15 protein-coding genes and 1 pseudogene are annotated in these 22,805 nt (G+C 36.4%); 10 read left to right on the top strand and 6 right to left on the bottom strand.

Annotation, left to right across the window (positions count from 1 at the left end):
* Positions 1 to 315: 315 nt before the first annotated feature.
* Complete coding sequence (locus BOQ64_RS04455; RefSeq protein ID WP_129058255.1) at positions 316 to 2,094, bottom strand: AMP-dependent synthetase/ligase; 1,779 nt, start codon at positions 2,092 to 2,094, stop codon at positions 316 to 318.
* Between the two features lie 367 nt (positions 2,095 to 2,461).
* On the opposite strand from BOQ64_RS04455, the pseudogene BOQ64_RS04450 reads away from it, so the two are divergent.
* Together BOQ64_RS04450 and BOQ64_RS04445 are read left to right on the top strand one after the other, a co-directional pair.
* Positions 2,462 to 3,599, top strand: a pseudogene (locus BOQ64_RS04450) (acyl-CoA dehydrogenase family protein).
* Positions 3,600 to 3,621: 22 nt separating this feature from the next.
* Positions 3,622 to 3,987: a hypothetical protein gene (locus BOQ64_RS04445; RefSeq protein ID WP_129058256.1), complete on the top strand. Its 366-nt coding sequence runs from the start codon at positions 3,622 to 3,624 to the stop codon at positions 3,985 to 3,987.
* A 485-nt stretch (positions 3,988 to 4,472) separates the two neighbouring features.
* Here BOQ64_RS04445 and BOQ64_RS04440 read toward each other — a convergent pair whose 3' ends face one another.
* The 4 genes from BOQ64_RS04440 to BOQ64_RS04425 form a co-directional block, all read right to left on the bottom strand.
* A complete protein-coding gene (locus tag BOQ64_RS04440) occupies positions 4,473 to 5,528 on the bottom strand; it encodes a DUF4349 domain-containing protein (protein WP_228448149.1) in 1,056 nt (351 codons plus the stop codon).
* Between the two features lie 317 nt (positions 5,529 to 5,845).
* Complete coding sequence (locus BOQ64_RS04435) at positions 5,846 to 7,441, bottom strand: peptide chain release factor 3 (RefSeq protein WP_065393753.1); 1,596 nt, start codon at positions 7,439 to 7,441, stop codon at positions 5,846 to 5,848.
* Positions 7,442 to 7,594: 153 nt separating this feature from the next.
* Positions 7,595 to 8,311 (bottom strand): hypothetical protein, encoded by a 717-nt coding sequence (locus BOQ64_RS04430; RefSeq protein WP_129058257.1) that lies wholly within the window; start codon positions 8,309 to 8,311, stop codon positions 7,595 to 7,597.
* Positions 8,312 to 9,040, bottom strand: coding sequence for a hypothetical protein (locus tag BOQ64_RS04425; RefSeq protein ID WP_129058258.1), 729 nt, complete (start codon positions 9,038 to 9,040; stop codon positions 8,312 to 8,314).
* Between the two features lie 94 nt (positions 9,041 to 9,134).
* Between BOQ64_RS04425 and BOQ64_RS04420 the strand changes: the two genes are divergently transcribed.
* The 8 genes from BOQ64_RS04420 (at position 9,135) to BOQ64_RS04385 (ending at position 21,940) form a co-directional block, all read left to right on the top strand.
* Positions 9,135 to 9,965, top strand: a complete 831-nt coding sequence (locus tag BOQ64_RS04420; protein ID WP_129058259.1) for a CPBP family intramembrane glutamic endopeptidase — start codon at positions 9,135 to 9,137, stop codon at positions 9,963 to 9,965.
* A gap of 30 nt (positions 9,966 to 9,995) precedes the next feature.
* Positions 9,996 to 10,580, top strand: a complete 585-nt coding sequence (gene rdgB, locus BOQ64_RS04415; protein ID WP_410494471.1) for an RdgB/HAM1 family non-canonical purine NTP pyrophosphatase — start codon at positions 9,996 to 9,998, stop codon at positions 10,578 to 10,580.
* Between the two features lie 136 nt (positions 10,581 to 10,716).
* Positions 10,717 to 11,631: a ribonuclease Z gene (locus BOQ64_RS04410; protein WP_129058260.1), complete on the top strand. Its 915-nt coding sequence runs from the start codon at positions 10,717 to 10,719 to the stop codon at positions 11,629 to 11,631.
* Between the two features lie 6 nt (positions 11,632 to 11,637).
* Positions 11,638 to 12,408, top strand: a complete 771-nt coding sequence (locus tag BOQ64_RS04405; RefSeq protein WP_410494472.1) for a TIGR02757 family protein — start codon at positions 11,638 to 11,640, stop codon at positions 12,406 to 12,408.
* A 10-nt stretch (positions 12,409 to 12,418) separates the two neighbouring features.
* Positions 12,419 to 12,973 (top strand): DUF1003 domain-containing protein, encoded by a 555-nt coding sequence (locus BOQ64_RS04400; RefSeq protein ID WP_129058261.1) that lies wholly within the window; start codon positions 12,419 to 12,421, stop codon positions 12,971 to 12,973.
* A 206-nt stretch (positions 12,974 to 13,179) separates the two neighbouring features.
* A complete protein-coding gene (locus BOQ64_RS04395) occupies positions 13,180 to 15,549 on the top strand; it encodes a choice-of-anchor L domain-containing protein (protein ID WP_129058262.1) in 2,370 nt (789 codons plus the stop codon).
* A 172-nt stretch (positions 15,550 to 15,721) separates the two neighbouring features.
* The gene (locus BOQ64_RS04390) at positions 15,722 to 19,306 is read left to right on the top strand and encodes a choice-of-anchor L domain-containing protein (RefSeq protein WP_129058263.1); all 3,585 of its coding nucleotides are present in this window, start codon (positions 15,722 to 15,724) and stop codon (positions 19,304 to 19,306) included.
* A gap of 276 nt (positions 19,307 to 19,582) precedes the next feature.
* Positions 19,583 to 21,940: a choice-of-anchor L domain-containing protein gene (locus BOQ64_RS04385; RefSeq protein ID WP_129059644.1), complete on the top strand. Its 2,358-nt coding sequence runs from the start codon at positions 19,583 to 19,585 to the stop codon at positions 21,938 to 21,940.
* Positions 21,941 to 22,019: 79 nt separating this feature from the next.
* Here the strand turns inward: BOQ64_RS04385 and rsmA are convergent, their stop codons facing one another.
* Positions 22,020 to 22,790, bottom strand: coding sequence for a 16S rRNA (adenine(1518)-N(6)/adenine(1519)-N(6))-dimethyltransferase RsmA (gene rsmA / locus BOQ64_RS04380; protein ID WP_129058264.1), 771 nt, complete (start codon positions 22,788 to 22,790; stop codon positions 22,020 to 22,022).
* Positions 22,791 to 22,805 lie beyond the last annotated feature (15 nt).

The raw sequence follows: 22,805 nt of genomic DNA, 5'->3' as shown, positions 1-22,805 counted from the left end.
TTCACAAATAACACAGATGCTTTTTATAAATACTGTTAATTGTCTTATAGCAGTTTTTTGTCATTCCGACGACGGAGCAATCTCTACATAGTAGCATAAAAATGCGGGGCTGGATTCCTACGGAATGACAAAGATTGTGTTAAAAAAATCTGCGTCATCAGCAAAATCCGCGAGAGAATAAAAATTCAATAGAAACGGGCTTTAACCCGTTTTACGATAGAATATAAATCCACTGGCTTTAGCCAAAACCTAGATGAAACGGTAAATAAACCCCATAAAAAAACCGCCTCAAAATGAAGCGGTTTATATTATTATTTAATCCTGATGATCGTACATCTTATTATAGAGGGCCATAAACTTCTCTTTTACGGCCTTTCTCTTCAGTTTCAGTGTAGGAGTCAGAAGTCCGGTTTCAATGCTCCAAACCTCAGGAGTTAGCTCAATTTTCTTAATTTTTTCCCAGTTTCCAAGGTGTTCATTAATTCCATCAATTTCTTTTTCAATTCTCTGCTTCAGTTCAGTACTGTTTGCAATTTCAGCAGGAGTGGAACCTATATTCAGGTTGTTTCTCATTGCCCAGTTTTTAGCAAATTCAAAATCAGGCTGTACCAGAGCGCATGGCATTTTCTCACCATCACCTACAACCATAATCTGCTCAATGAATTTAGAAGCTTTAGCCAGATTTTCAATCGTTTGAGGAGCTATATATTTTCCACCGGATGTCTTGAACATTTCTTTCTTACGGTCGGTAATCTGTAGGAAACCATCGCTGTCAATGTGTCCAATATCTCCTGTTTTAAAGAATCCATCTTCTGTAAAGGCTTCTTTGGTCATTTCCTCATTCTGGAAGTAACCTTTAAACACAGAAGGTCCTTTTACTGTAATTTCACCGTCTTCCTGAATTTTTACCTGTAAGTTATCCAACGGAATACCAACGGTTCCTACTTTCATCTTTTCAAAACTGTTTACAGAAATTACAGGTGATGTTTCTGTTAATCCGTAACCTTCCAGAATAGGAATTCCTGCATTCTGGAACATTAAATTAAGCCTTGTAGACAGGGCTGCAGATCCTGAAACTAATGTAACAATTTCTCCACCCAAACCTTCTCTCCATTTCGAGAATACCAGCTTATCTGCAATAAGTTGCTGAATGCCTGATGGCTTGGAAACAGTCTTCTTTTTCGTAATTAAATTTAAAGCCCAGAAGAAGATTTTTGATTTTAAACCGCCAGCAGATGAACCGGTATTGTAGATTTTATCATATACCTTTTCTACCAGTCTTGGCACTACAGTCATATAATGTGGCTTCACTTCCTTCACGTTTTCACCCATTTTTTCTATGCTTTCAGCAAAGTAAAGAGAAAAACCGTTGTATTGATAAAGGTAGAAAAGCATTCTTTCAAAAATATGACAGATAGGAAGAAAGCTTAATGCTCTTGTTTCCTTGTAGTCAAGGCTTTTTTTCTTAGGAATCCTTGGAATGGCACCCAATACGTTAGAAACTATATTATTATGAGTAAGCATTACTCCTTTAGGTCTTCCTGTAGTTCCCGATGTATAAATAATAGTCGCTAAATCCTCCGTATTAATAGCGTTGGAAAGGTCTTCCACTTCAATTTGAGTAGATTCGTCTTCACCAAGGTCCAGAATTTCGCTCCAGTTGGCAGCACCACTTATTTTGTCAAAAGTAAAAATTCCCTGTAAAGTTGGAATGTTGTGCTTTACTTTCATCACTTTATTAAGCAGTTCTTTGTCGGAAACAAAACAATATTGTATTTCAGCATTGTTGAAGATAAATTCATAATCTTCCGGAGAAATACTTGGATAAACCGGTACAGAAACAACACCGATCTGAGAAAGTCCAAAATCCATTATTGCCCATTCTGTACGGGAGTTAGTGGTTATCAAAGCGATCTTATCACCCGGTTTTATACCTAGCTTCAGTAATCCTCTGGATATCTTATTTCCCTCATTAATAAACTCCTGTGTGGAAGTTTTTTTCCATTCACCATGATACTTCGTTACAAACATATCCGTTTTAGGATATTTTGCTAAAGCGTAGTGCGGAATATCGAATAATCTCTTGATCGTCATGATTTTTTAAATAATTTATAAAGAAATCTAAATATAAGCATTTTTTTTAATTGTGTACATCTGAATCTGATAATTGGAAATAAGTTGAATGTGTACCATAACAAATTCTGTGCAAAAGTGCTCTGGGAAGGATAAAGAAGAGGATATGACAAGTTTGGAATAGCAAAAAAAATATTATCATTATTGGGAATAATAAATAGATATGATTCCTATTTGATAACTCATACCATAATAAATCCCATTTCCTTAACCTCGGGTCTTGAATCATCTCCATCTCCCTTTCCATCAGTATTTTCCTTACTTTTAATTTATTTTTTCAGATTTGCCTAAAAAGTGTAAATTTACGGCTATCTAATTATTTTTTTTTATGGACTTTAATTTATCGGAAGAACAGCTGATGATTCAGCAGGCAGCAAGAGACTTTGCACAGAACGAACTATTACCTGGAGTTATTGAAAGAGACCGCGACCAGAAATTCCCTGTAGAGCAGGTGAAGAAGATGGGAGAAATGGGACTTTTAGGAATGATGGTGGATCCTAAATACGGTGGTGCAGGTATGGACAGTATTTCTTACGTGCTGGCAATGGAAGAGATTGCAAAAGTAGATGCTTCTGCAGCTGTTGTAATGTCTGTAAACAATTCATTGGTGTGTGCAGGTCTTGAAAAATTTGCTTCTGAAGAGCAAAAAGTAAAATATCTTACTCCATTGGCAAGCGGACAGGTAATCGGAGCATTTGCTTTATCTGAGCCAGAAGCTGGTTCTGATGCAACATCTCAGAAAACAACTGCTGAAGACAAAGGAGATTACTACCTTTTAATGGTATTAAAACTGGATCACTAACGGTGGAACAGCTACTTACTATATCGTAATTGCGCAGACAGATCCTGAGAAAAAGCATAAAGGAATCAATGCTTTCATCGTAGAAAGAGGTTGGGAAGGTTTTGAAGTAGGAGTAAAAGAAGATAAGTTGGGAATCAGAGGAAGTGATACACACTCTTTGATCTTCAACAACGTTAAAGTTCCGAAAGAAAACAGAATTGGTGCAGACGGATTTGGTTTCAATTTTGCAATGGCTGTATTGAACGGAGGAAGAATCGGTATTGCTTCTCAAGCGTTAGGTATTGCTTCAGGAGCTTATGAATTAGCTCTTAAATATGCTAAAACAAGAAAAGCTTTCAAAACTGAGATCATCAACCACCAGGCTATCGCATTCAAATTAGCAGATATGGCTACTCAGATTACAGCAGCAAGAATGTTGTGTTTCAAAGCAGCTTGTGAAAAAGATGCTGGAAAAGACATCTCTGAAAGTGGTGCTATGGCAAAACTATACTCTTCTCAGGTAGCTATGGATACTACTATTGAAGCAGTGCAGATCCACGGTGGATACGGATATGTAAAAGAATACCACGTAGAAAGATTAATGAGAGATGCAAAAATCACTCAGATCTACGAAGGAACTTCTGAAATCCAGAAAATCGTGATCTCAAGAAGTATCGCAAAATAAGAATTAATAAAACACACACTCTATGAAAAAACCTTTGTGGATCACCCTCGGCGTTATACTGCTATTGTTAGGAGTATTTGTATGGTATAAGTTCTTCTTCGTATTTGGGGAAGGCGTAAAATCCGGATACCTGAATTATGCCATGAAAAAAGGCTATATCTTCAAAACTTATGAAGGTAAACTGATTCAGGAAGGATTTGGAAAAGGAAAAACAGGAGGTATTACAAGCTATGAGTTTGAATTCTCCGTAGATGATCCTGAAGTTTTCAAACAACTGGAAACCAACAGCGGTAAAACCTTTGATCTCCATTACAAAGAATACAATGGCGCTCTTCCGTGGAGAGGAAACACAAAGTTTGTCGTAGACAAAGTAGTGAACATGAAATAAATGAAAGGCTTCCTTTTGGAGGCCTTTTTCTTTTTAGGAGCTTTTTCCCGCTATCCACTCATACTCCTCGCGCCAGGCTGTACCAATTCATGCTGCGGGGTAACCGTTACTATCGGGGCTATTTTTATGAGTAATGAGTAATGAGTAATGATGAATGATATTGCTGTTAAGCATCAATATTTGCTTTACTATATTAATCGAAGAGTTTTTGCATCATAACTGCTGTATCTCTCCCGAATTTTGTCATCCTGTAAGGATCTAATCTCATAAATTTTAAAAGAGAATAAAGATAAATGTGGTGATTATTAATCATGCATTATCTATTCACATATCAATATCAATAGGGGTGGGCTTTAGCCCTCCCTCTCAAATAAATTAAACATTTCACTGGCTTTAGCCAAAACTTAACTATTAAAACTCAAATAGATCAATCCTGTCATTGCGAGCATAGCGAAGCAATCTCATCTCACAATCATCATCAATTTTTATTTTCTACACATAAAAATACATCTGTGAAAATCTGTGCAATCCGTGGTTAAAATAAACAAATGCCTATTCAATAAAAAATCCATCACAAGGATGGACTTTGAAATTCTAGTGAGAATCTTGATTAGGAATATTATTATTTTTTTCTTTTTATAAAAATAGTATCCAACACCACCAATCAGAAATACAGGCCATAGCGGAAGAAGAAAAAGAAAGATTGAAGTAATTACATCCCAGCCGGATTCTATAGCAGCCAATGATTTTCCGCCAAAAGTCTTAGGCTCCTTTTCCAATTCCGTTTTATCTGTAATATTGATATCAATGCTACAGATGGTGTTATCTGTGTAATTATGACCTGTAACTTGAATGTCCCGGGTTTCAATCTCTCCAATATTACTGTTTAAAGCTTCCATTAATCCATCAAAATGCTGGATAGGAACTTTGATATTCAAACTGTAAACCTTTTGATTTTCATCACGTGGATTAGCTGATTCAATATAAGACTGGTTTTCACTTTTAACATATCCGTTGTTTTTGATAGCTTCCTCTCTGATGATTTCCTTTACCGTTTCGGCATTATCAGCTCTCACAACAAGATATCCTGTTTTTACCATCTTATCTTTTGGCATATTCAGTTCATAACTGTCGTTCTTTGGCTTTTCTTTGTAAATGATTTTGGTTTCCTTAATTACTTTAGGAGCTGGAACGTTTGCAGCAACTTTCTCAGATTTTTTAGCAGTAGAATCCTTTTTCTCAATCTTTGATTCCAGTTTTGTAGAAGCAATTTTATCAGATAATGAATCTACCATTTTGGATGTGCTTTCAATTTTTTCCTGAATATCATTTTTAGCACCTTCAATATCCTTTATTCTTATGCTGGCTGAATCAAGAGCCGCATTAGCGGTCTTGCTTGCATGGTCAATAGCGTCTGAAGCAACAGAAGCTGTGCTATCTATACTGTTAGCAGTTTCTTCTAATTTAGATTGGGAAACTCCTCCTTTTTGGCAGGCAATAAAAGAACCTGAAATAGCAATGAGTAATATGAACTTTTTCATAATATTATTTTTTGATGAAGTAAAATTAGTCATGAAGTTTCTGAAGCACTTGTAAATGAAATGTATTCTAATCGTAAAATTATAACTGTAATATTTTCAATGTTTTGTGTCTGTTTTACAAAAGATTTACAAAAAGTTTTTTATGCTGAATGTTAGATTTTGGACATTCCAGCAGTGGCAAGTATTACAATTGAAGACGTGATAATTCCCCTCCTTCGGAGGGGTGGCAAAAATTCTTTGAATTTTTGACGGGGTGGTAATAAAAAAATCCGCAGAAAAACTTCTGCGGATCTATCTTTTAGCAATTTTGCTTTTAATTAATTCTCTCTGAATTCACTAATAAAGTGAAGTTTCACATTCGGGAATTTCTCCTGTGTCATGTGAATAGTGAAAGATGAATCCGCTAAGAATACCAATTGATTGTATTTATCTCTGGCAAGGAATCGCTGCTTTAATCTTGCAAACTCCTTAAATTCTTCAGATTTTTCGTCAGCCTCTACCCAACATGCCTTATGCATAGAAAGTGGCTCATAAGTACATTTTGCACCATATTCATGCTCCAGACGGTATTGGATAACCTCGTACTGAAGGGCTCCTACAGTTCCAATGATCTTTCTTCCGTTCATTTCCAGAGTAAATAACTGAGCAACTCCTTCATCCATCAACTGATCAATACCTTTTGCCAGTTGTTTAGCTTTAAGTGGATCGCTGTTGTTGATATAACGGAAATGTTCTGGAGAGAAGCTTGGAATACCTTTGAAACTTAGTTTTTCACCACCTGTTAAAGTATCACCAATTCTGAAACTTCCTGTATCATGAAGACCAACAATATCACCTGGGAAACTTTCCTCTACCACCTCTTTTTTATCAGCAAAGAAAGCATTTGGCGATGAGAATTTCATCTTTTTACCTTCTCTTACCAAGAGATAGTTTTCATTTCTTCTGAAAGTTCCGGAAACAATTTTTACGAAAGCAAGTCTGTCTCGGTGCTTAGGATCCATGTTAGCGTGAATCTTAAATACGAATCCTGTGAAGGTGCTTTCTTCTGGTTTTACTAAACGGGTGTCACTTTCTTTAGGTTGTGGCATCGGAGCAATATCGATGAAAGCATCCAATAATTCACGAACTCCGAAATTGTTCAATGCAGAACCGAAGAATACTGGCTGTAAATCACCTTTCATATAATCTTCACGATTAAACTCAGGGTAAACAGACTGGATCAGGTCAAGCTCTTCCCTTAAAGTGGTTGCTGCTTTTTCACCAATAACATCATCTATTGAAGTATCATTAATATCATCAAACTTAATAGAATCACCAACCTTCTGTTTTTTCTCTTCTAAGAATAACTGAATATTATTTTCCCAGATATTATAAATTCCCTGGAAGTCACTTCCCATACCAATTGGTAACGAAAGTGGGCAAACCGTTAATCCTAATTTCTGTTCCACTTCATCCAAAAGATCGAAGGCATCTTTACCCTCACGGTCAAGTTTGTTAATGAACACCAACATCGGAATGTTTCTCATTCTACATACCTGAACCAGTTTTTCAGTTTGTTCCTCAACCCCTTTTGCAACGTCAATTACAACAATTACTGAATCTACAGCCGTTAAAGTTCTGTAGGTATCCTCAGCAAAGTCCTTGTGACCAGGAGTATCGAGAATGTTGATTTTATGGTCTCTATATTCAAAAGCCAATACAGAAGTTGCTACAGAGATCCCTCTCTGTCTTTCAATTTCCATAAAGTCGGAAGTAGCTCCTTTTTTTATTTTGTTGGATTTTACCGCACCCGCTTCCTGGATTGCACCCCCGAAAAGAAGTAGCTTTTCAGTAAGGGTAGTTTTTCCGGCATCCGGGTGGGAAATGATCCCGAAGGTCTTTCTTTTTTGTATTTCTTTGATTAAGTCTGACATATCGTATTTTGAAGTTGCAAAAATCGTGATTTTTTACGAGGTTTTCAAATTTAAATGAAGGGAATCTTAATTGTACGGGTAGAGGCTGATAATAGCAGGTTTTCAGATGAAAAAGGAAGGAACAGGGAAGTCAAATTATGAATCCTGCACTTTTTACTTATAACACCATTGTAGAAATAATATCAAAACACATATTGCGCCAAAGGTAACAATTACAAAACCACTTATGATAAGCACGGTTCCGACAATATTAGGTTTGACATTTTTAGTTTCAGGAGTCAGGTAGTATCTTTCAAGTGTTAAAGGATAAATCTTTAGATCCGGTCGAAAAGTCTGTATTCCCAAAAGAAAATGCCTATGAAGATCGTATCTGTTTTTAATAAAGAAGTAACCAAAATACAAATCAATAATTTCTTCTTCTATTGTTTCATTTTTATTTTTTTTATGTGTAATAATCGTTGTTTTGGTCAGTTTTGCATTATCTCTGTGATGTACATCTGAAAAAGAATTCTGCCGGGATGGCTGAAGATCAGAATACAAAACTTCCTTTACAATTTCCTTTTTGTAATTATAAATGATAATCCCTTTTTCATTAACAATAACCCTGTGAAAGAAACTGTTTCTTGGAAAAATTAAAGTGTATATCAGAAAGAAACAACAGGCACTAAGAGCAATAGAAACTAATACATTGAAAAATAAATCTGAGGTTTTATGAAGGAAATAATTTTTTATACCATAATCGAAAAGATCATATAGTATATAAAATACAAGATAAGCAACCATTAGTACGACCAGCCAGATAAGCCCCATCAGAAAGTAAGTGAGAGCTTTGTTAGGCTTAGATTCTAAAATCTGAAACTTTTCTGTCATTTAATTTCCTGTTTTATATAAAAATAATAAGCGAGTAATTCCTAAAATTCCCCCTACAACAATAAATACTGCCAGCAGTAAAAACCAACCTCCCTTTGATATTCCCTTACTTTTCTTAATTTCCCATGTATCCGGATCAATAGAAAAAATTCTGAGAGCCATAGGGTCTATTTTTAAATCGGGACGGAAAACTGAGATTCCATGGATGAAATGGGCATATAATGCGGCTTTGTTCTTCACAACACGAAGAGGGTGATTCATATCAATACGTCTTATTTCATCCTCCTTTTTATTTTGCTGTACGGTGACTTCCAATAAAGGAGTCATCCCTGAACCTATCGGAGTAACTGTATAAACGTCAAAGTTTTGTTTTGAAGAACAAAGATCTGTATATAAAATCCGTTCTGAAACTTCATTTTTTGTATTGTAAAATAAAAGTCCGGAGCTATTGACTATAATTTTATTGGAGATCTTTTCTCTTTTTATAAAATAGTATCGGGTAACCGGAATCAAAATCGCCAGTGAAATAGTCCAGCTTACCATGGCAGCTGAAAACATGGGCTCCCATCCTCTTTTATATATACCATAAACAGGGCCGAGAACAAAAAGACAGAAGAAGGTGAAAAGGAGTCCTGAAAATATGACTTGTTGAATAGATGTAAGCCACCAGTTGATTTTAGACTCAAGGCTGGGGAAAGAGTTTTCTGTATTTGTTTTTGTGATATTCATGGCAATGAGGCTAAATTAAGTATTTTCTTTTTTAGTTGCCTGTGGCATTCAAAAAAATTATCTTTGTTTCAATAAACTTTTACAGAGAAAAAGAATGGAAAATAGCAGGTATCCGAAGTTTACTTTTACATGGCTGGGCGCTGTTACTTTAGTGGTTGGGCTGTTTGTGGGAACGATGGCTGTATCTTTATTCAGTACCTTTTGGAAAGTAGTTTTCAAAGAAAATCTTGAACTCAAAGACTGGTTTCTCATGGTGGCTAATTCTGTAGGATTTGTTTCAGCAATTGCTTTCTTCGATTTTTTCATTGTGAGAAGAACTACCCAAAAGAGACTCAGTTTCAATCTTTCATCTGTTAACTTTTCTACCTATCTTCTTATTTTTCCGATGATGGCCGGAATGATGTTTATTGCGGAGTTTACAACAACACTGATTCCTACTTCAGGACCGTTTTTCGGAGATTTCTATGAATATTTCACCCAGCTTATGAGTTCATTAACTGAAAATCCGGTGGTGATGATCATTATGACAGTGATTATGGCTCCTGTTTTTGAAGAAATTATCTTCAGGGGAATTATTCAGAAAGGGCTTATTAATAAAGGAGTGGAACCATGGAAAGCTATTATATATGCATCCATTATTTTTGGTGTGGTTCATGGTAATCCGTGGCAATTTATCAGTGCTGTAATGCTGGGATGTGTGTTAGGATTGGTATATCATAAAACAAAATCTTTATTGATGCCGATATTATTACACGCTTTTAATAACCTGACCCTATCATTATTGGTGTTGTACGGGAAAGATGAAAGTTTTGCAAAAGTGTTTAATGTTTCAGAATGGCTGATCTTAGCCGTAGGAATTGTACTGTTCTCTTTGTTCTACTATCTTTTTATGAAGAAATATAAAGTACATTACGCTGAAATGTAATTCACAGCAGTTAAAAAAGTAAAATTGAAAATGAATATAGAAATGGAATTATTGGTAGCTACACACAATGAGCATAAAAAAGAAGAGATTCAGCAGATTTTAGGGAATGACTGTATCGTTAAAAGCCTTACAGATTACAACATTCACGAAGAAATTGTAGAAGATGGAGACTCTTTTCATGCCAATGCCCTTATTAAAGCTAAATACTGTTTTGAAAAGACAGGTGTTCCAAGCGTGGGAGATGATAGCGGACTGGTTGTAGAATCTTTAGACGGAAGACCCGGAATATTTTCTGCCCGTTATGCAGGAGATCACGACTTTGCTAAAAATATTGAAAAGGTACTGGAAGAAATGCAGGGAATAGAAAACAGGAAAGCTTATTTCGTTACTGTTTTATGTTACTATGATGAAAACGGAGCCCAATATTTTGAAGGAAGAGTTCACGGAAATCTACTGACGGAAAATAAGGGATTAAAAGGATTCGGATATGATCCTATCTTTGTTCCTGAAGGTTACGACAGAACCTTTGCAGAAATGGAACCGGCAGATAAAAATAAGATCAGTCACCGTAAGCAGGCACTGGATCTGTTTATGGACTTTTTAAAAGTAAAGTAATCAGTATAATAAGATATATAAAGTCACTTTTTCTGAATGGGAAAGTGGCTTTTTTTATGCATTTCCTGTTGAAATATAAAGGTAAAATATATGTTTTAAAAATTCTGTCGTACATTTGTTACAAGAAACTATTGATTTGAGTACTTATTTAACAATATTAGGTTTTAATTCAGCAATTCCGACGATTAATTCCTCACCCACAGCTCAGCTATTGGAAATGGAAGAAAGACACTTCCTGATTGATTGTGGAGAAGGAACACAGGTGCAGCTGAGAAAAGCAAAAGCCAGATTTTCAAAAATCAACCATATTTTTATTTCTCACCTTCATGGAGATCACTGTTTTGGTCTTCCGGGTCTTATTGCCTCATTCCGTCTTTTAGGAAGAGAAAATCCATTGCACGTTTATGGTCCGAAAGGAATCAAAAAGATGATGGAAACTATTTTCCAGATTACAGAAACCCATCGTGGTTTTGAGGTGGTTTATCATGAACTGGATAAAGACTATTCAGAAAAAATTTATGAAGATAATAGAGTAGAGGTGTATACAATTCCTTTAGATCACAGAATTTACTGTAATGGATATCTTTTTAAAGAGAAACCGAAAGACAGGCATCTGAATATGAAGGAAATTGCCAAATACAGCGAAATTGAATCATGCGATTATCATAATATAAAAGCAGGAAAAGATTTTGTGTTAAGTGATGGGTATGTTCTTAAAAATGAAGTTCTCACCGTTGATCCGGCTCCGTCCGTATCCTATGCATTCTGCAGTGATACCCGCTACCTTGAAAGTGTTATTCCAATTATTAAGAATGCAACGGTTCTGTATCATGAATCCACTTTCCTGCATGATCTGAAGGAAATGGCAGACTATACCGGACATACTACGGCACTGGAAGCGGCAACTATTGCACAGAAAGCTCAGGTTGGAAAACTGATCCTGGGACATTTTTCTAACAGATATGCAGATTTAACCGTATTTACTGATGAAGCCAGAAACATTTTCCCTAATTCATTCCTGCCAAAAGCCTTGGAAAGTGTAAAAATTTAAAAGAATATGTTGAAGTTTGAAGAGCTTAGAAGCTTTCTGGATGAAAAGGCAGACCAATACAATGCTCCTGATTTTATAGAAAATGATCCGATACAGATTCCGCATCGTTTTTCATTGAAACAGGATATTGAAATTGCAGGTTTTTTGGCGGCAACCATCTCCTGGGGTAACAGGAAATCGATCATCAATTCAGCCAATAAAATACTGGATATTATGGGGAATTCTCCTTATGATTTTGTCATGAATTACTCTGAAAAAGAGTTGAAAGATATTCAGGATAAAAGCATTCACAGAACCTTTAATGGAGAAGATTTTTCTTATTTTGTCAAACAATTTAATAGGATTTACACAGGGCATGGGAGCCTTGAAGATTTATTTAAAGTAAAAGAATCTGAAACCAATTTTCAGCATGCCATAGAAAGATTCAGAAGTAACTTTCTGGAGACCGAAAAACACAGGAGCCATAAACATATCAGTTCACCTTATAAAAACTCTTCAGCCAAAAGAATCATTATGTTTCTGAGGTGGATGGTGCGTAAGGACAAGCGTGGAGTAGATTTTGGAATCTGGAAAGATATCGATCAGAAATACCTGTCTATTCCGTTAGATGTACATACCGGAAATATCTCAAGAAAACTGGGATTACTGGAAAGAACTCAGAATGACTGGAAAACAGTGGAAGAATTGGATGTTGCCATCAGAAAATTTGATGATAAAGATCCTGCAAAATATGATTTTGCCCTGTTTGGATTAGGAGTAACCAAAGAACTGTTGTAAAAATTAAAGGATGAAAAAATATAACGAAAAGACAGAAGTTCTGGAAAAAATAGCAGACAGTATAACCTCATGGATTGGATCTATTCAGTCTCTGATTGTACATACACTGTTATTTATCACTTCTTTTGTGTTGCCGATGCTTCATATTGTTGATTTTGATAAAATGCTTCTGATCCTTACCACGGTACTTTCCCTGGAAGCTATTTATCTGGCAATTTTTATTCAGATGTCTGTAAATAAAAGTCACGAAAAAATTGAAGATATTCAGGAGGATATTGAAGATATTCAGGAAGATATCGAGGAAATCAGTGAGGATATTGAAGAGATCAGTGAAGATATCGAAGAGATTAATGAAGACATAGAAGATATCCAGGAAGATATTGAAGAGATCAGTGAGGATATTGAAGAAATTAATGAAGAAGAAGATGAAGAGGATCACAATGAAAAGGCCAAAAATGTTATCCTGAAAAGTAATGTAAGCTCAAATAAAAATGAAATAAAAGCTTTGAAAGACATTATTGCCCAACTAAGGAATGAGATTGATGAGCTGAAAAAAGAGGAATAAATAGGCTTTGAAAAAAAATCTATAAAATATAAGAACAGATTAATTTTATTGATCTGTTTTTTTATGATTGAATATCTTTTTATTTACAATTAGTTTAAAGATAAAATTCATTTATTGTGAATTTTTAAGTAAAAACAGATAATAAGTGACTGAAATACCGATGAGATATTGTTATTTTTGCTACATTTGAACAAAATCAAATCAAAATGTTGCATTATAGATTTAAACACTACTTTTTTCTTTTAACATTTTTACTGACTTCGGCCTCTGTCTTTTCACAGGAAAATCCTAGAAGAAAAGTTAAGAAAGTAACTTCAACAGGGCAAAGTTTAAAGGCTGGAAAATTTATTGATGTGAATGTTCCTCCTTATGCAGCTTCAGGTTATTTTCCTGAACAAATAGTAAAAGATATTCTTATTAATGGTGGAAGCACCTGTACAACTGCAAATATTACCAATGTTAAGGTAACTCCTAACCATACTATATTCGATGATACGAGGTTCTGGGGGTATTTCAACAGAGGAACCACGAATTTCCCTTTTAAAGACGGAATTGTATTGACAACAGGTCACGCTTCGCAGGCAGGAAATGTAATTGTTGATCAGGCAAGTGAAGATGTTGAGCCTATTGGTTCAGATAGTGATCCGGATCTTGTGGCTGCTACTAACGCTACTGTAGAATTAAAAGATGCAGTGTCACTTGAATTTGATTTCGTTCCCAATTCTACTCTGGTAAGATTTAATTATATATTTGCTTCTGAAGAGTATTCCGGAGGGTACCCATGTACGGGGTTCTCAGATGCATTTGCTCTTTTGCTGAAAAAAGTGGGGGATCCTACTTACACTAATTTAGCTGTATTGCCTGGAAATGCGGGACCAGTGAGTGCAACGAATATAGTTCCTGCTGGACCATTGTATCCTTGTGGCCCTATCAATGAAGCTTATTTTGCAGGAGTTAATACACCGCGTGTAGGGATTAATTATTATGGAAGAACTATTCCTCTGACTGCTATTGCAACTGTAATTCCTGGACAAACCTACCATTTCAAAATGGTTATTGCAGATGCTAAAGACCGAAGTCTGGATTCTGCTGTTTTCCTGGAAGGAGGGTCATTTGATATCGGAGTTAAGATTATAGATGAAACCGGAACAAATCTGCCGCCTACCATCAACATGTGTGATAATAGTCCTAAAACATTAAAGGCTCAGGTAGAACTGGCTCCTGGTACTACTTTCCAATGGTATAAAGATGGGGTTTTGATTCCAGGTGCAACCAACGTTGCTTACATTGCCACTGAGCCAGGAGTGTATACCATAAAAGTAATGATCCCTGGAAGTCAGTGTCCGGGAGAAGCAAAAATTACCGTTATTGGAGGGACGAGTCCTACAGTGCAGGATGCTGTGCTTAAGCTTTGTACAACAACTGCAGTTACTACTTTTAATTTAGAGGCTGCAATACCGATGATAACTACAACACCGGGAGCGGTAACCCGTTTTTACGCTAATCTGCCAGATGCACAGGCTCAAAATAATAACAACATCAAAAATCTGACAACTTATGACGGTACCAATGGTCAGGTATTGCATGTTCTTGTAACTAATGGAGGATTTTGTAGTAAAATAGCCACATTAACGCTTAATAAAGAGGCAACTCCTACAGCAGGCCTTAATGTTGCAAAAGTGAAGATCTGTTTAGGAGAATCTGTACTGATGACCGCAACGGGTGGGGTAACATATGAGTGGAAAGATACAGCTTCCGTTACAGATGGAACAAGAACGGTAAGCCCAACCAAAACAACAACATATTCAGTATATGCTATCGGAGCTCAGGGATGTAGATCTCCAAAACCGGCAGAAGTTACTGTAGAGGTAGTGCCGGCTATTGTTTCTACACTGAAAGGAGGTCATATTTGTGAAGGAGACAGAATTACTTTAGATGCTGGTTCAGGTCCGGGATATACTTATAAATGGAATACGGGTGATACCTCACAGACTATTTCGGTAAATAAACCGGGAGAATATAGTGTGATAATAGATAATGGAGTTTGTTCTAAAGAATTTAAGACACAGGTTATAAAAGCTGTTGTTCCTGAAATCATCAATGTTAATTATAATGACAGAGGAACTATGATTCTTACGGCAAGTAATCCTAGTAACGGAATATTGGAATATTCTGTAGATAATGGAATTACTTGGCAGATTTCCAATATGTTTACAGATGTGCCTAAAAATGAGATTATTTCCATTCGTGTAAGAGTGAAGAATACAAGCTGCGTAGGCTTTATTGAATACTTTACTTTTGTGATGAAAAATGTAATTACTCCAAATGGTGATAATATCAATGATTTTATTGATTTCAGAGGAATAATGGAGTATAAGAATTTCAGTGGTAAGGTCTTTGACCGTTATGGTAAAGAAGTGTTCAGAGCTGAAAGAATCAGACCATATTGGGATGGTTACTTCCAGGGTAAACGACTGCCATCTTCATCATATTGGTACCAGGTTACCTTTGATGATCCTGCAAGCAAATTGCCAACTGTAAAAACGGGTTGGATTCTTCTTAAGAATATAGAGTAGAATAAATTAAAATGATAATTGAAAGACTGACTGTTTTGTCAGTCTTTTTTATGATATCAAAATAAATAAAGTTGATATTCTACGATTAATAAGTTTGAATTAGTAATAATGTAAATAATGTTAAATTGAATTTTAATCAAAAAAATAGTATTTTTGTTTAAAATAATATAAAATGTTAAATAGGAGGAAAGGAAGTTTATTTTTAGTGTTATTTTTTGTTCTTATAGGGAGCTTTGTTTACGCCCAGAACAGAGTGGTGAAAAAGAGTGTTCCTTCAAAAAATAATGCTGCTGCGGCAAAAGCAGGAGCTTTTATAGATATAAATACTTCCAATTATCCTGAGTCTTCTTATAGTGTTACTCAGCTGATAAAAGATGTCCTTATTTCCGGGGGAGGATGTACAAGTAATAATGTGAGTAATGTAGTGGTATATCCAAATTTACCACCTACGCATCAGAATAGAAGTTGGGGGTACTTTAATAAGGCCACTACAAATTTTCCATTCAATAAAGGAATTATTCTTTCAACCGGATTTGCCAGAAACGCAGGAAATTTTCCTGTTGCTGATCTCAATGATGATTTGGGGACAACTGGTGATGCAGATCTTGCAACTGCGTTAGGGATTCCTAACGATAAACTGAACAATGCTACTTATATAGAATTTGACTTTGTTGCATCTTCTACTGAAATTACTTTTAAATATTTATTTGCTTCTAAAGAGTATCAGGATAATTTTCCATGTAATATTACAGACGGTTTTGCTTTATTACTGAAAAAAGTAGGGGATCCTACTTATACCAATCTGGCAGTACTTCCAGGTGGAGCAGGACCGGTAAGTGTTACGAATATTCGTCCTGGATATCCCAATTGCGGGCCTAAAAATGAAGCTTATTATGGAGGAACAAATATTTCTCAGATAGAAACCAATTTTAATGGACGTACAATTCCATTAACAGCAAAAGCGACCGTAACTCCTGGGCAGACTTATCATTTTAAAATGGTGCTGGCTGATTTTCAGGATGCTAATTATGATTCAGCAGTGTTTTTGGATGCAGGATCATTTGATATAGGAGTAAGTATTCTTGGACCGGGAGGAGTGAAACTTCCGAGCTCTGTGAACATGTGTGATAATACACCACAGACTTTTACAGCTTCTGTTCAGGTTCCTAATGTAACCTATGAATGGTTTTTGAATAATAACCTTATCCCCGGAGCAACCAGTGCCAGCTATACAGCAACACAACCTGGTGTATATACCGTTAAAGTTTATATACAGGGGAATTCATGTCCGGGAGAAGCAAGTATTACTGTTGTGGGAGGAACTTCTCCTACTGTACAGAATGCTACTTTAACGGCCTGTTATGTTGCAGGAAATCCCACATTTGATCTGTCTGCAGCACAGCCGGCAATAAGCACAACACCAGGAGCAGTCTTTACTTATTATACAACATTGGCTGATGCGAATGCAGGAAATGCCAATACAATTCCTAATCCGAATGCTTATCAAAGTGCAGGTGGAACAGTGTATGTAAGAGTCAGAAATGGTTTTTGTGCTAAAGTAGCCGAACTGACTCTGGTGAAAGCTCCACAAATGACAGCATCTATTGTACCACCTACGGTATTGACTTGCGCTAATTCTCAGATAACACTGGATGCTTCTGCTTCCGTTTATCCTACAGGTGCAACTTTTAACTGGACTACTACCGGAGGAAATATTGTTTCTGGAGGAAATACTCTGAATCCGGTAATTAATGCACCGGGAACTTATACATTGACTATATCACGGGCTTATCAACCTGGGAATATTACCTGTACAGCAGTTGCAACAGTAACAGTGACAGGAAACAGTGCACCACCAAATCCGTCTCTTACGGCTCCCAAATTAAAAATCTGTAAAGGTGAATCAATAACACTTACGGCTTCAGGAGGTGCAACTTATAACTGGGGTGGTGGTCTTCCAGGAAATGGAAATACACAAACCGTATCCCCTACAGTTACTACAACCTATACAGTAACTGCTATTGGAGCAAATGGTTGTGCTTCTCAAAATCCGGCAACCCTTACTATTGAGGTTTCAGAACCGTTTACAGCACAAAATGCAATTCTGCATAAATGTTATCAGCCGGGATTAACTTATAACCTCAAAGAAGCGGAAGGACAAATTACTACGGCTACAGGAGTAACGTTTACCTATTATGTAATTCAGGCAGATGCTAATGCTGGTAATGCCAATTTTATTGCAGCTCCTACAACATATTCGCCTACTTCAGCCAATCAGACAATTTATGTAAGGGTGAGTAATGGTGGATGTAGTTATGTAGTTTCCTTACAGTTATTAAGAACTGCAGAAACGACCTTAACTATAGCAGCACCACAAACTATTACATGTACAACTCCTCAGATTACACTTAATGCATCAGCATCTGTGATACCGGCCGGGTCTACCATTACCTGGACTACAGTTGGAGGAAATATTGTGTCAGGTGCAAATACGCTTACACCTGTAGTTAGTGCAGGAGGAACTTACACATTAACTGTTACCAATGTATTCCAGCCAGGAAACCTGAACTGTTCATATACTTTACCAGTAACAGTAGTTCAGGATAAAGTGGCACCGGTAGCAACGCTTGTGTCATCTCATTCCCGTATATGCGAAGGAGAATCGGTGGTTTTAACAGCTTCGGGCGGAACTACTTATGCGTGGGGTAATGGACTTACGGGTACAGGAAATACACAAACTGTATCACCAACAGTTACTACAGTATATACGGTAACTGCTATAGGAGCTAATGGATGTCCTTCTGCTGCACCGGCAACTGTTACGGTTCAGGTAGGGCCACCAATAGCAGGAGTTTCTGCAGATAAAGTGAAAATATGTGCTGGTGAATCTGTTACTCTTACCGCTACAGGAGGAGTTACTTATAATTGGATAGGTCTTGCAGGGAATGGAGATACGCAGGTAGTATCACCAACGGTTACTACAGAGTATTCTGTATTTGCGTTAGGAGGAAATGGGTGTAGCTCTCTTGTTGCGGCTAAAATCAAAATTGAAGTAGTTCCTGCTATCGTTTCTACATTAGAAAATGTATATGTATGTGCAGGAGATGAAGGAACTCTTGATGCCGGAGCGGGGCCTAACTATACATATTTGTGGAGTAATGGGGCTACTACGCAGAAGATTACAACAAAAGTTGCTGGAACGTATTCTGTAACAATCAGTAATGGGGTGTGTTCAAAAGTCTTTACAGCACAGCTTATCAACCCTGATCTTCCTACAATTACTAACGTTGTACATGATAAGGGTACGCTTACGCTTACAGCAAGCAATCCAACAGGGGGTGCTTTGGAATACTCTATAAATAATGGGGTGACCTGGCAGGAATCAAATGTGTTTAATGGGGTTATGGATAATGTCATGTACCATTTAATGGTTAGAGTGAAAAATGCGAAGTGTGGAACGTCAATAGATTATTTCACATTCGTACTTAGCAATGTCATTACTCCTAATATGGATGGTAAAAATGATACAATAGACTTTAGCGGAGTAAGTGGATATAAAGATTTTGCAGCCTCTATTTTTGATAGATATGGAGCAGAGGTCTTTAAAGCAACAAAAGATGAGGTTGTATGGAGAGGATCTCTAAAAGGAATTAATCTGCCTACAGGTACATATTGGTATAGAGTTCAATGGGAGAATCCTGCCAATAGAAAATTGGAACAGCGTTCTGGTTGGATCCTGTTAAAAAACAGAAATTAGAATTTTTTTTAAATATATAATAAACAGAAAAAGTCTTCATTAATGGAGATTTTTTCTGTTTATTATATTGTGATTTGGTGATGTTTTTGAATTTTTTTTCGAATAGTAGTGAATTTTGCAAAATATATTTAGAATTTTAATTATCATTTGTTAAAAACATTATGATTGTCTTTAGGTGTGTGTTGTTGGTTTAAATGTTGTATTTTTTTTATAAAAAATGTAAATATGTGTATTGTATATTTAAAAAAAAATTAAATTTGTTGAAACAAAAATATTATGATAAGATACCTACCTCTTTGTTTATTTTTTCTATTTATCTCAAATTTTTCGTTTTCTCAAAATCAACAACCTAGGCAATTCGTAAAAAAACAGGCAACGGCCCAATCTAAAAAGGCAGGAGCTTTTATTGATGTGAATGCTCCAGGATATCTGGAAACTGGTTTTACAATTGATAAACTGGTAAGAGATGTATTAATTTCATCTGGAACAAATACCTGTATTACACCTAATGTAACCAATGTGAAAATCACTCCTAATCATGCTGTGGGGGATGCAAACAGAGCCTGGGGATATTTCAATAAGGCAACAACTAATTTTCCTTTTAAAGATGGAATTGTACTTTCTACAGGATATGCAAGAAAGGCGGGGAATAGTTTTGAATCCAGTAACAGTGATATCAATGGTGGTGGAACAGATAGTGATCTTGCACAGGTTATTGGGGTACCACCAGATGATTTGAATGATGCGGTACTTCTGGAATTTGACTTTGTTCCTACAACTTCTCAAATTAAATTTAATTATCTGATTGCATCTGAGGAATATACGGGGACCTATCCCTGTAAATATGCGGATGCATTTATTATATTACTGAAACCTACCGCAGGAGGACCTTATACAAATATGGCAATATTGCCTGGGGGAGCCGGACCGGTAAGTATTACCAATATTCACCCTGCAATCGGAACAACCTGTGGGGCTGTTAATCAACAGTATTTTGGCGGATATAATACCGCTAATGTTGAGACCAATTTTAACGGAAGAACAGTTCCGCTTACCGCTGTAGCGGATGTAGTGGCAGGACAGCAATATCATTTTAAGATGGTTATTGCGGATTATCTTGATAATGGGTATGATTCTGCCGTATTCTTAGAGGGTGGATCCTTTAATATTGGAGTAGATCTTTTAGGACCTGGTGGAGCCAAATTACCTAGCGATATTAATGTCTGCGATAACGTACCTCAGGTGCTTACAGCTTCTGTAAGTGATCCAAACTTATTATATCAATGGTATTATAATGGAACTCTAATTCCTAATGCTGCAAGCAACAGTGTTACCGCTACACAACCTGGAACCTACACTATTGAAGTAAGTGTTCCCGGAAATCCATGTCCGGGTAAAGCTTCCATAGAAATTCATGGCGGGACAACACCGCAGGCAAATGATGCCACATTATTGCTTTGTACTACGCCGGATATTACCACTTTTGATTTAGAGAGTATTAAACCAACCATTAGTACAACACCGGGAGCTGTATTCAAGTTTTATGAGAAAAAAGCAGATGCTGTTGCTGAAAATAATAGCTATATCACGAATATTCTGAACTATAATGGAAATGACGGTCAGATATTATATGTAGTTGTCTCCAATGGTGGTTTCTGTAGCAGGCTGGTTGAATTGAAGCTATTCAAAGAAGAAACCCCTGTTGCTAAAGTGAAAGCTTCTTCTATACAGATATGCCCAGGAGAAACAGTTTCATTAACCGCTGAAGGAGGAGATACTTATCTTTGGAGTAACTTCCCGGGAACAGGAAACATACAGAATGTTACATTACATCAGACCACAGTATTTACTGTATATGCAATAGGGGCAAAAGGGTGTAAATCTCTTAATCCTGCAACCATAAGAATTGAGGTTGTACCAGAAATTAAGAGTCCGCTGGCAGATGTTGAGATATGTGATGGAGATCGTGTAACTCTGGATGCAGGCGCAGGTAAAAATTATAAATATAAATGGAGTACGGGAGCTACTACACAAAAGATTGATGTAGAGAAATGGGGAATTTATACTGTTGAAATCGACAACGGATACTGTAAAAAGATTTTTTCTGCTCAGGTACTGGGTGCAGCTATTCCTTATGTAACCGGGATAGATTATCAGACATCTAAAAAAACTTTGACGGTTACTGCGGTAAATCCACCAATGAATAATACCCCAAGCAGCCTTGAATATTCTATTGATAACGGAATTACATGGCAGGAGTCTAACCTGTTTATGGGACTTTTAGATAATACCAATTATACCGTAATGGTGAGAAGAGTAGGGACTCATTGTATAGGAACTCTCGATTTCTTTACATTACAGATCAATAACTTTATTACCCCTAACAATGACGGAGTTAATGACGTATTGGATCTGAAGGCTTTGGGACAGTTCAAAAACTTCACAGGTTCTGTTTATGACAGATTTGGGGTAGAGATGTTCAGGTTCTCAAAAGAAACTCCAAGCTGGGACGGGACATTACTCGGTAAGAGGCTACCTACAGCAACCTATTGGTATAAGTTTACTTATGAATATCCGAAATCTAAAACTCAGATGAACTGGTCCGGTTGGATCATGTTGAAAAACAGAGAATAATAAATAAAGCCTTTCATCTGAAAGGCTTTATTATTGATATAAAAAAGCTCCTTATCAAAGGAGCTTTTTCTTATATAGCTTATAGATTTTCTTTCCAAAGATTTGCGAAGTGGATGAAATCAGATACACTAAGTTCTTCTGCTCTTTTATCTAAAAATTCATGACCTTTTAAAGCTTCAGGAATATTTAAAGTTTTCAAAGCATTGGATAGCTTTTTCCTTCTTTGATTGAAGCCTGTCTTTACAATCTGCTTAAAAAGAACCTCATTACCGGCCAAGCCTTCTTTAGGGTTTCTGGTAAGACGGATTACTCCCGATTTTACTTTTGGCGGTGGATTGAAGACATTCTCATGTACCGTAAACATATAAGATACATCATAATAAGCCTGAATAAGAACAGAAAGAATTCCATAATCTTTAGTTCTTGGAACTGCAGCAGTTCTTTCAGCTACCTCTTTCTGGAACATTCCTACCATTTCAGGGATCAGCTCGTAATGATCAACAATCTGGAATAATATCTGAGATGAAATATTATACGGGAAATTTCCGATAATAGCGATCTGTTCATCTTTGATAAAATTGAAATCCTGCTTCAGGAAATCTCCTACAAAAGTATTTTCCGTAACCTTAGAATAGTTGTTTTTAAGATATTCTATAGATTCCGTATCAATTTCGGCAAGGTAAATATTCTGATCTTTTTCAAGAAGATATTTGGTAAGAACGCCCATTCCGGGACCTACTTCCATAATGTTATTATAGTTCTCAAAACTAAGACCTTCTACAATTTTTCTTGCGATGTTTTCATCCGTCAAAAAGTGTTGACCAAGATGCTTTTTTGCTTTTACACTCAATGTTTTTTATGATTT

Source organism: Chryseobacterium sp. CH25 (assembly GCF_004119455.1).
Classification (GTDB): domain Bacteria; phylum Bacteroidota; class Bacteroidia; order Flavobacteriales; family Weeksellaceae; genus Chryseobacterium.
Note: the sequence above shows the minus strand (reverse complement) of the source record. Positions and strands in the feature narration are given on the sequence as shown.

Bases quoted from the DNA above. Each gene is read 5' to 3' on its own strand.
- BOQ64_RS04455 (WP_129058255.1), bottom strand. From the start codon at position 2,094: ATGACGATCAAGAGATTATTCGATATTCCGCACTACGCTTTAGCAAAA.
- BOQ64_RS04445 (WP_129058256.1), top strand. From the start codon at position 3,622: ATGAAAAAACCTTTGTGGATCACCCTCGGCGTTATACTGCTATTGTTA.
- BOQ64_RS04440 (WP_228448149.1), bottom strand. From the start codon at position 5,528: ATGAAAAAGTTCATATTACTCATTGCTATTTCAGGTTCTTTTATTGCC.
- BOQ64_RS04435 (WP_065393753.1), bottom strand. From the start codon at position 7,441: ATGTCAGACTTAATCAAAGAAATACAAAAAAGAAAGACCTTCGGGATC.
- BOQ64_RS04430 (WP_129058257.1), bottom strand. From the start codon at position 8,311: ATGACAGAAAAGTTTCAGATTTTAGAATCTAAGCCTAACAAAGCTCTC.
- BOQ64_RS04425 (WP_129058258.1), bottom strand. From the start codon at position 9,040: ATGAATATCACAAAAACAAATACAGAAAACTCTTTCCCCAGCCTTGAG.
- BOQ64_RS04420 (WP_129058259.1), top strand. From the start codon at position 9,135: ATGGAAAATAGCAGGTATCCGAAGTTTACTTTTACATGGCTGGGCGCT.
- rdgB (WP_410494471.1), top strand. From the start codon at position 9,996: ATGAATATAGAAATGGAATTATTGGTAGCTACACACAATGAGCATAAA.
- BOQ64_RS04405 (WP_410494472.1), top strand. From the start codon at position 11,638: ATGTTGAAGTTTGAAGAGCTTAGAAGCTTTCTGGATGAAAAGGCAGAC.
- BOQ64_RS04400 (WP_129058261.1), top strand. From the start codon at position 12,419: ATGAAAAAATATAACGAAAAGACAGAAGTTCTGGAAAAAATAGCAGAC.
- BOQ64_RS04395 (WP_129058262.1), top strand. From the start codon at position 13,180: ATGTTGCATTATAGATTTAAACACTACTTTTTTCTTTTAACATTTTTA.
- BOQ64_RS04390 (WP_129058263.1), top strand. From the start codon at position 15,722: ATGTTAAATAGGAGGAAAGGAAGTTTATTTTTAGTGTTATTTTTTGTT.
- BOQ64_RS04385 (WP_129059644.1), top strand. From the start codon at position 19,583: ATGATAAGATACCTACCTCTTTGTTTATTTTTTCTATTTATCTCAAAT.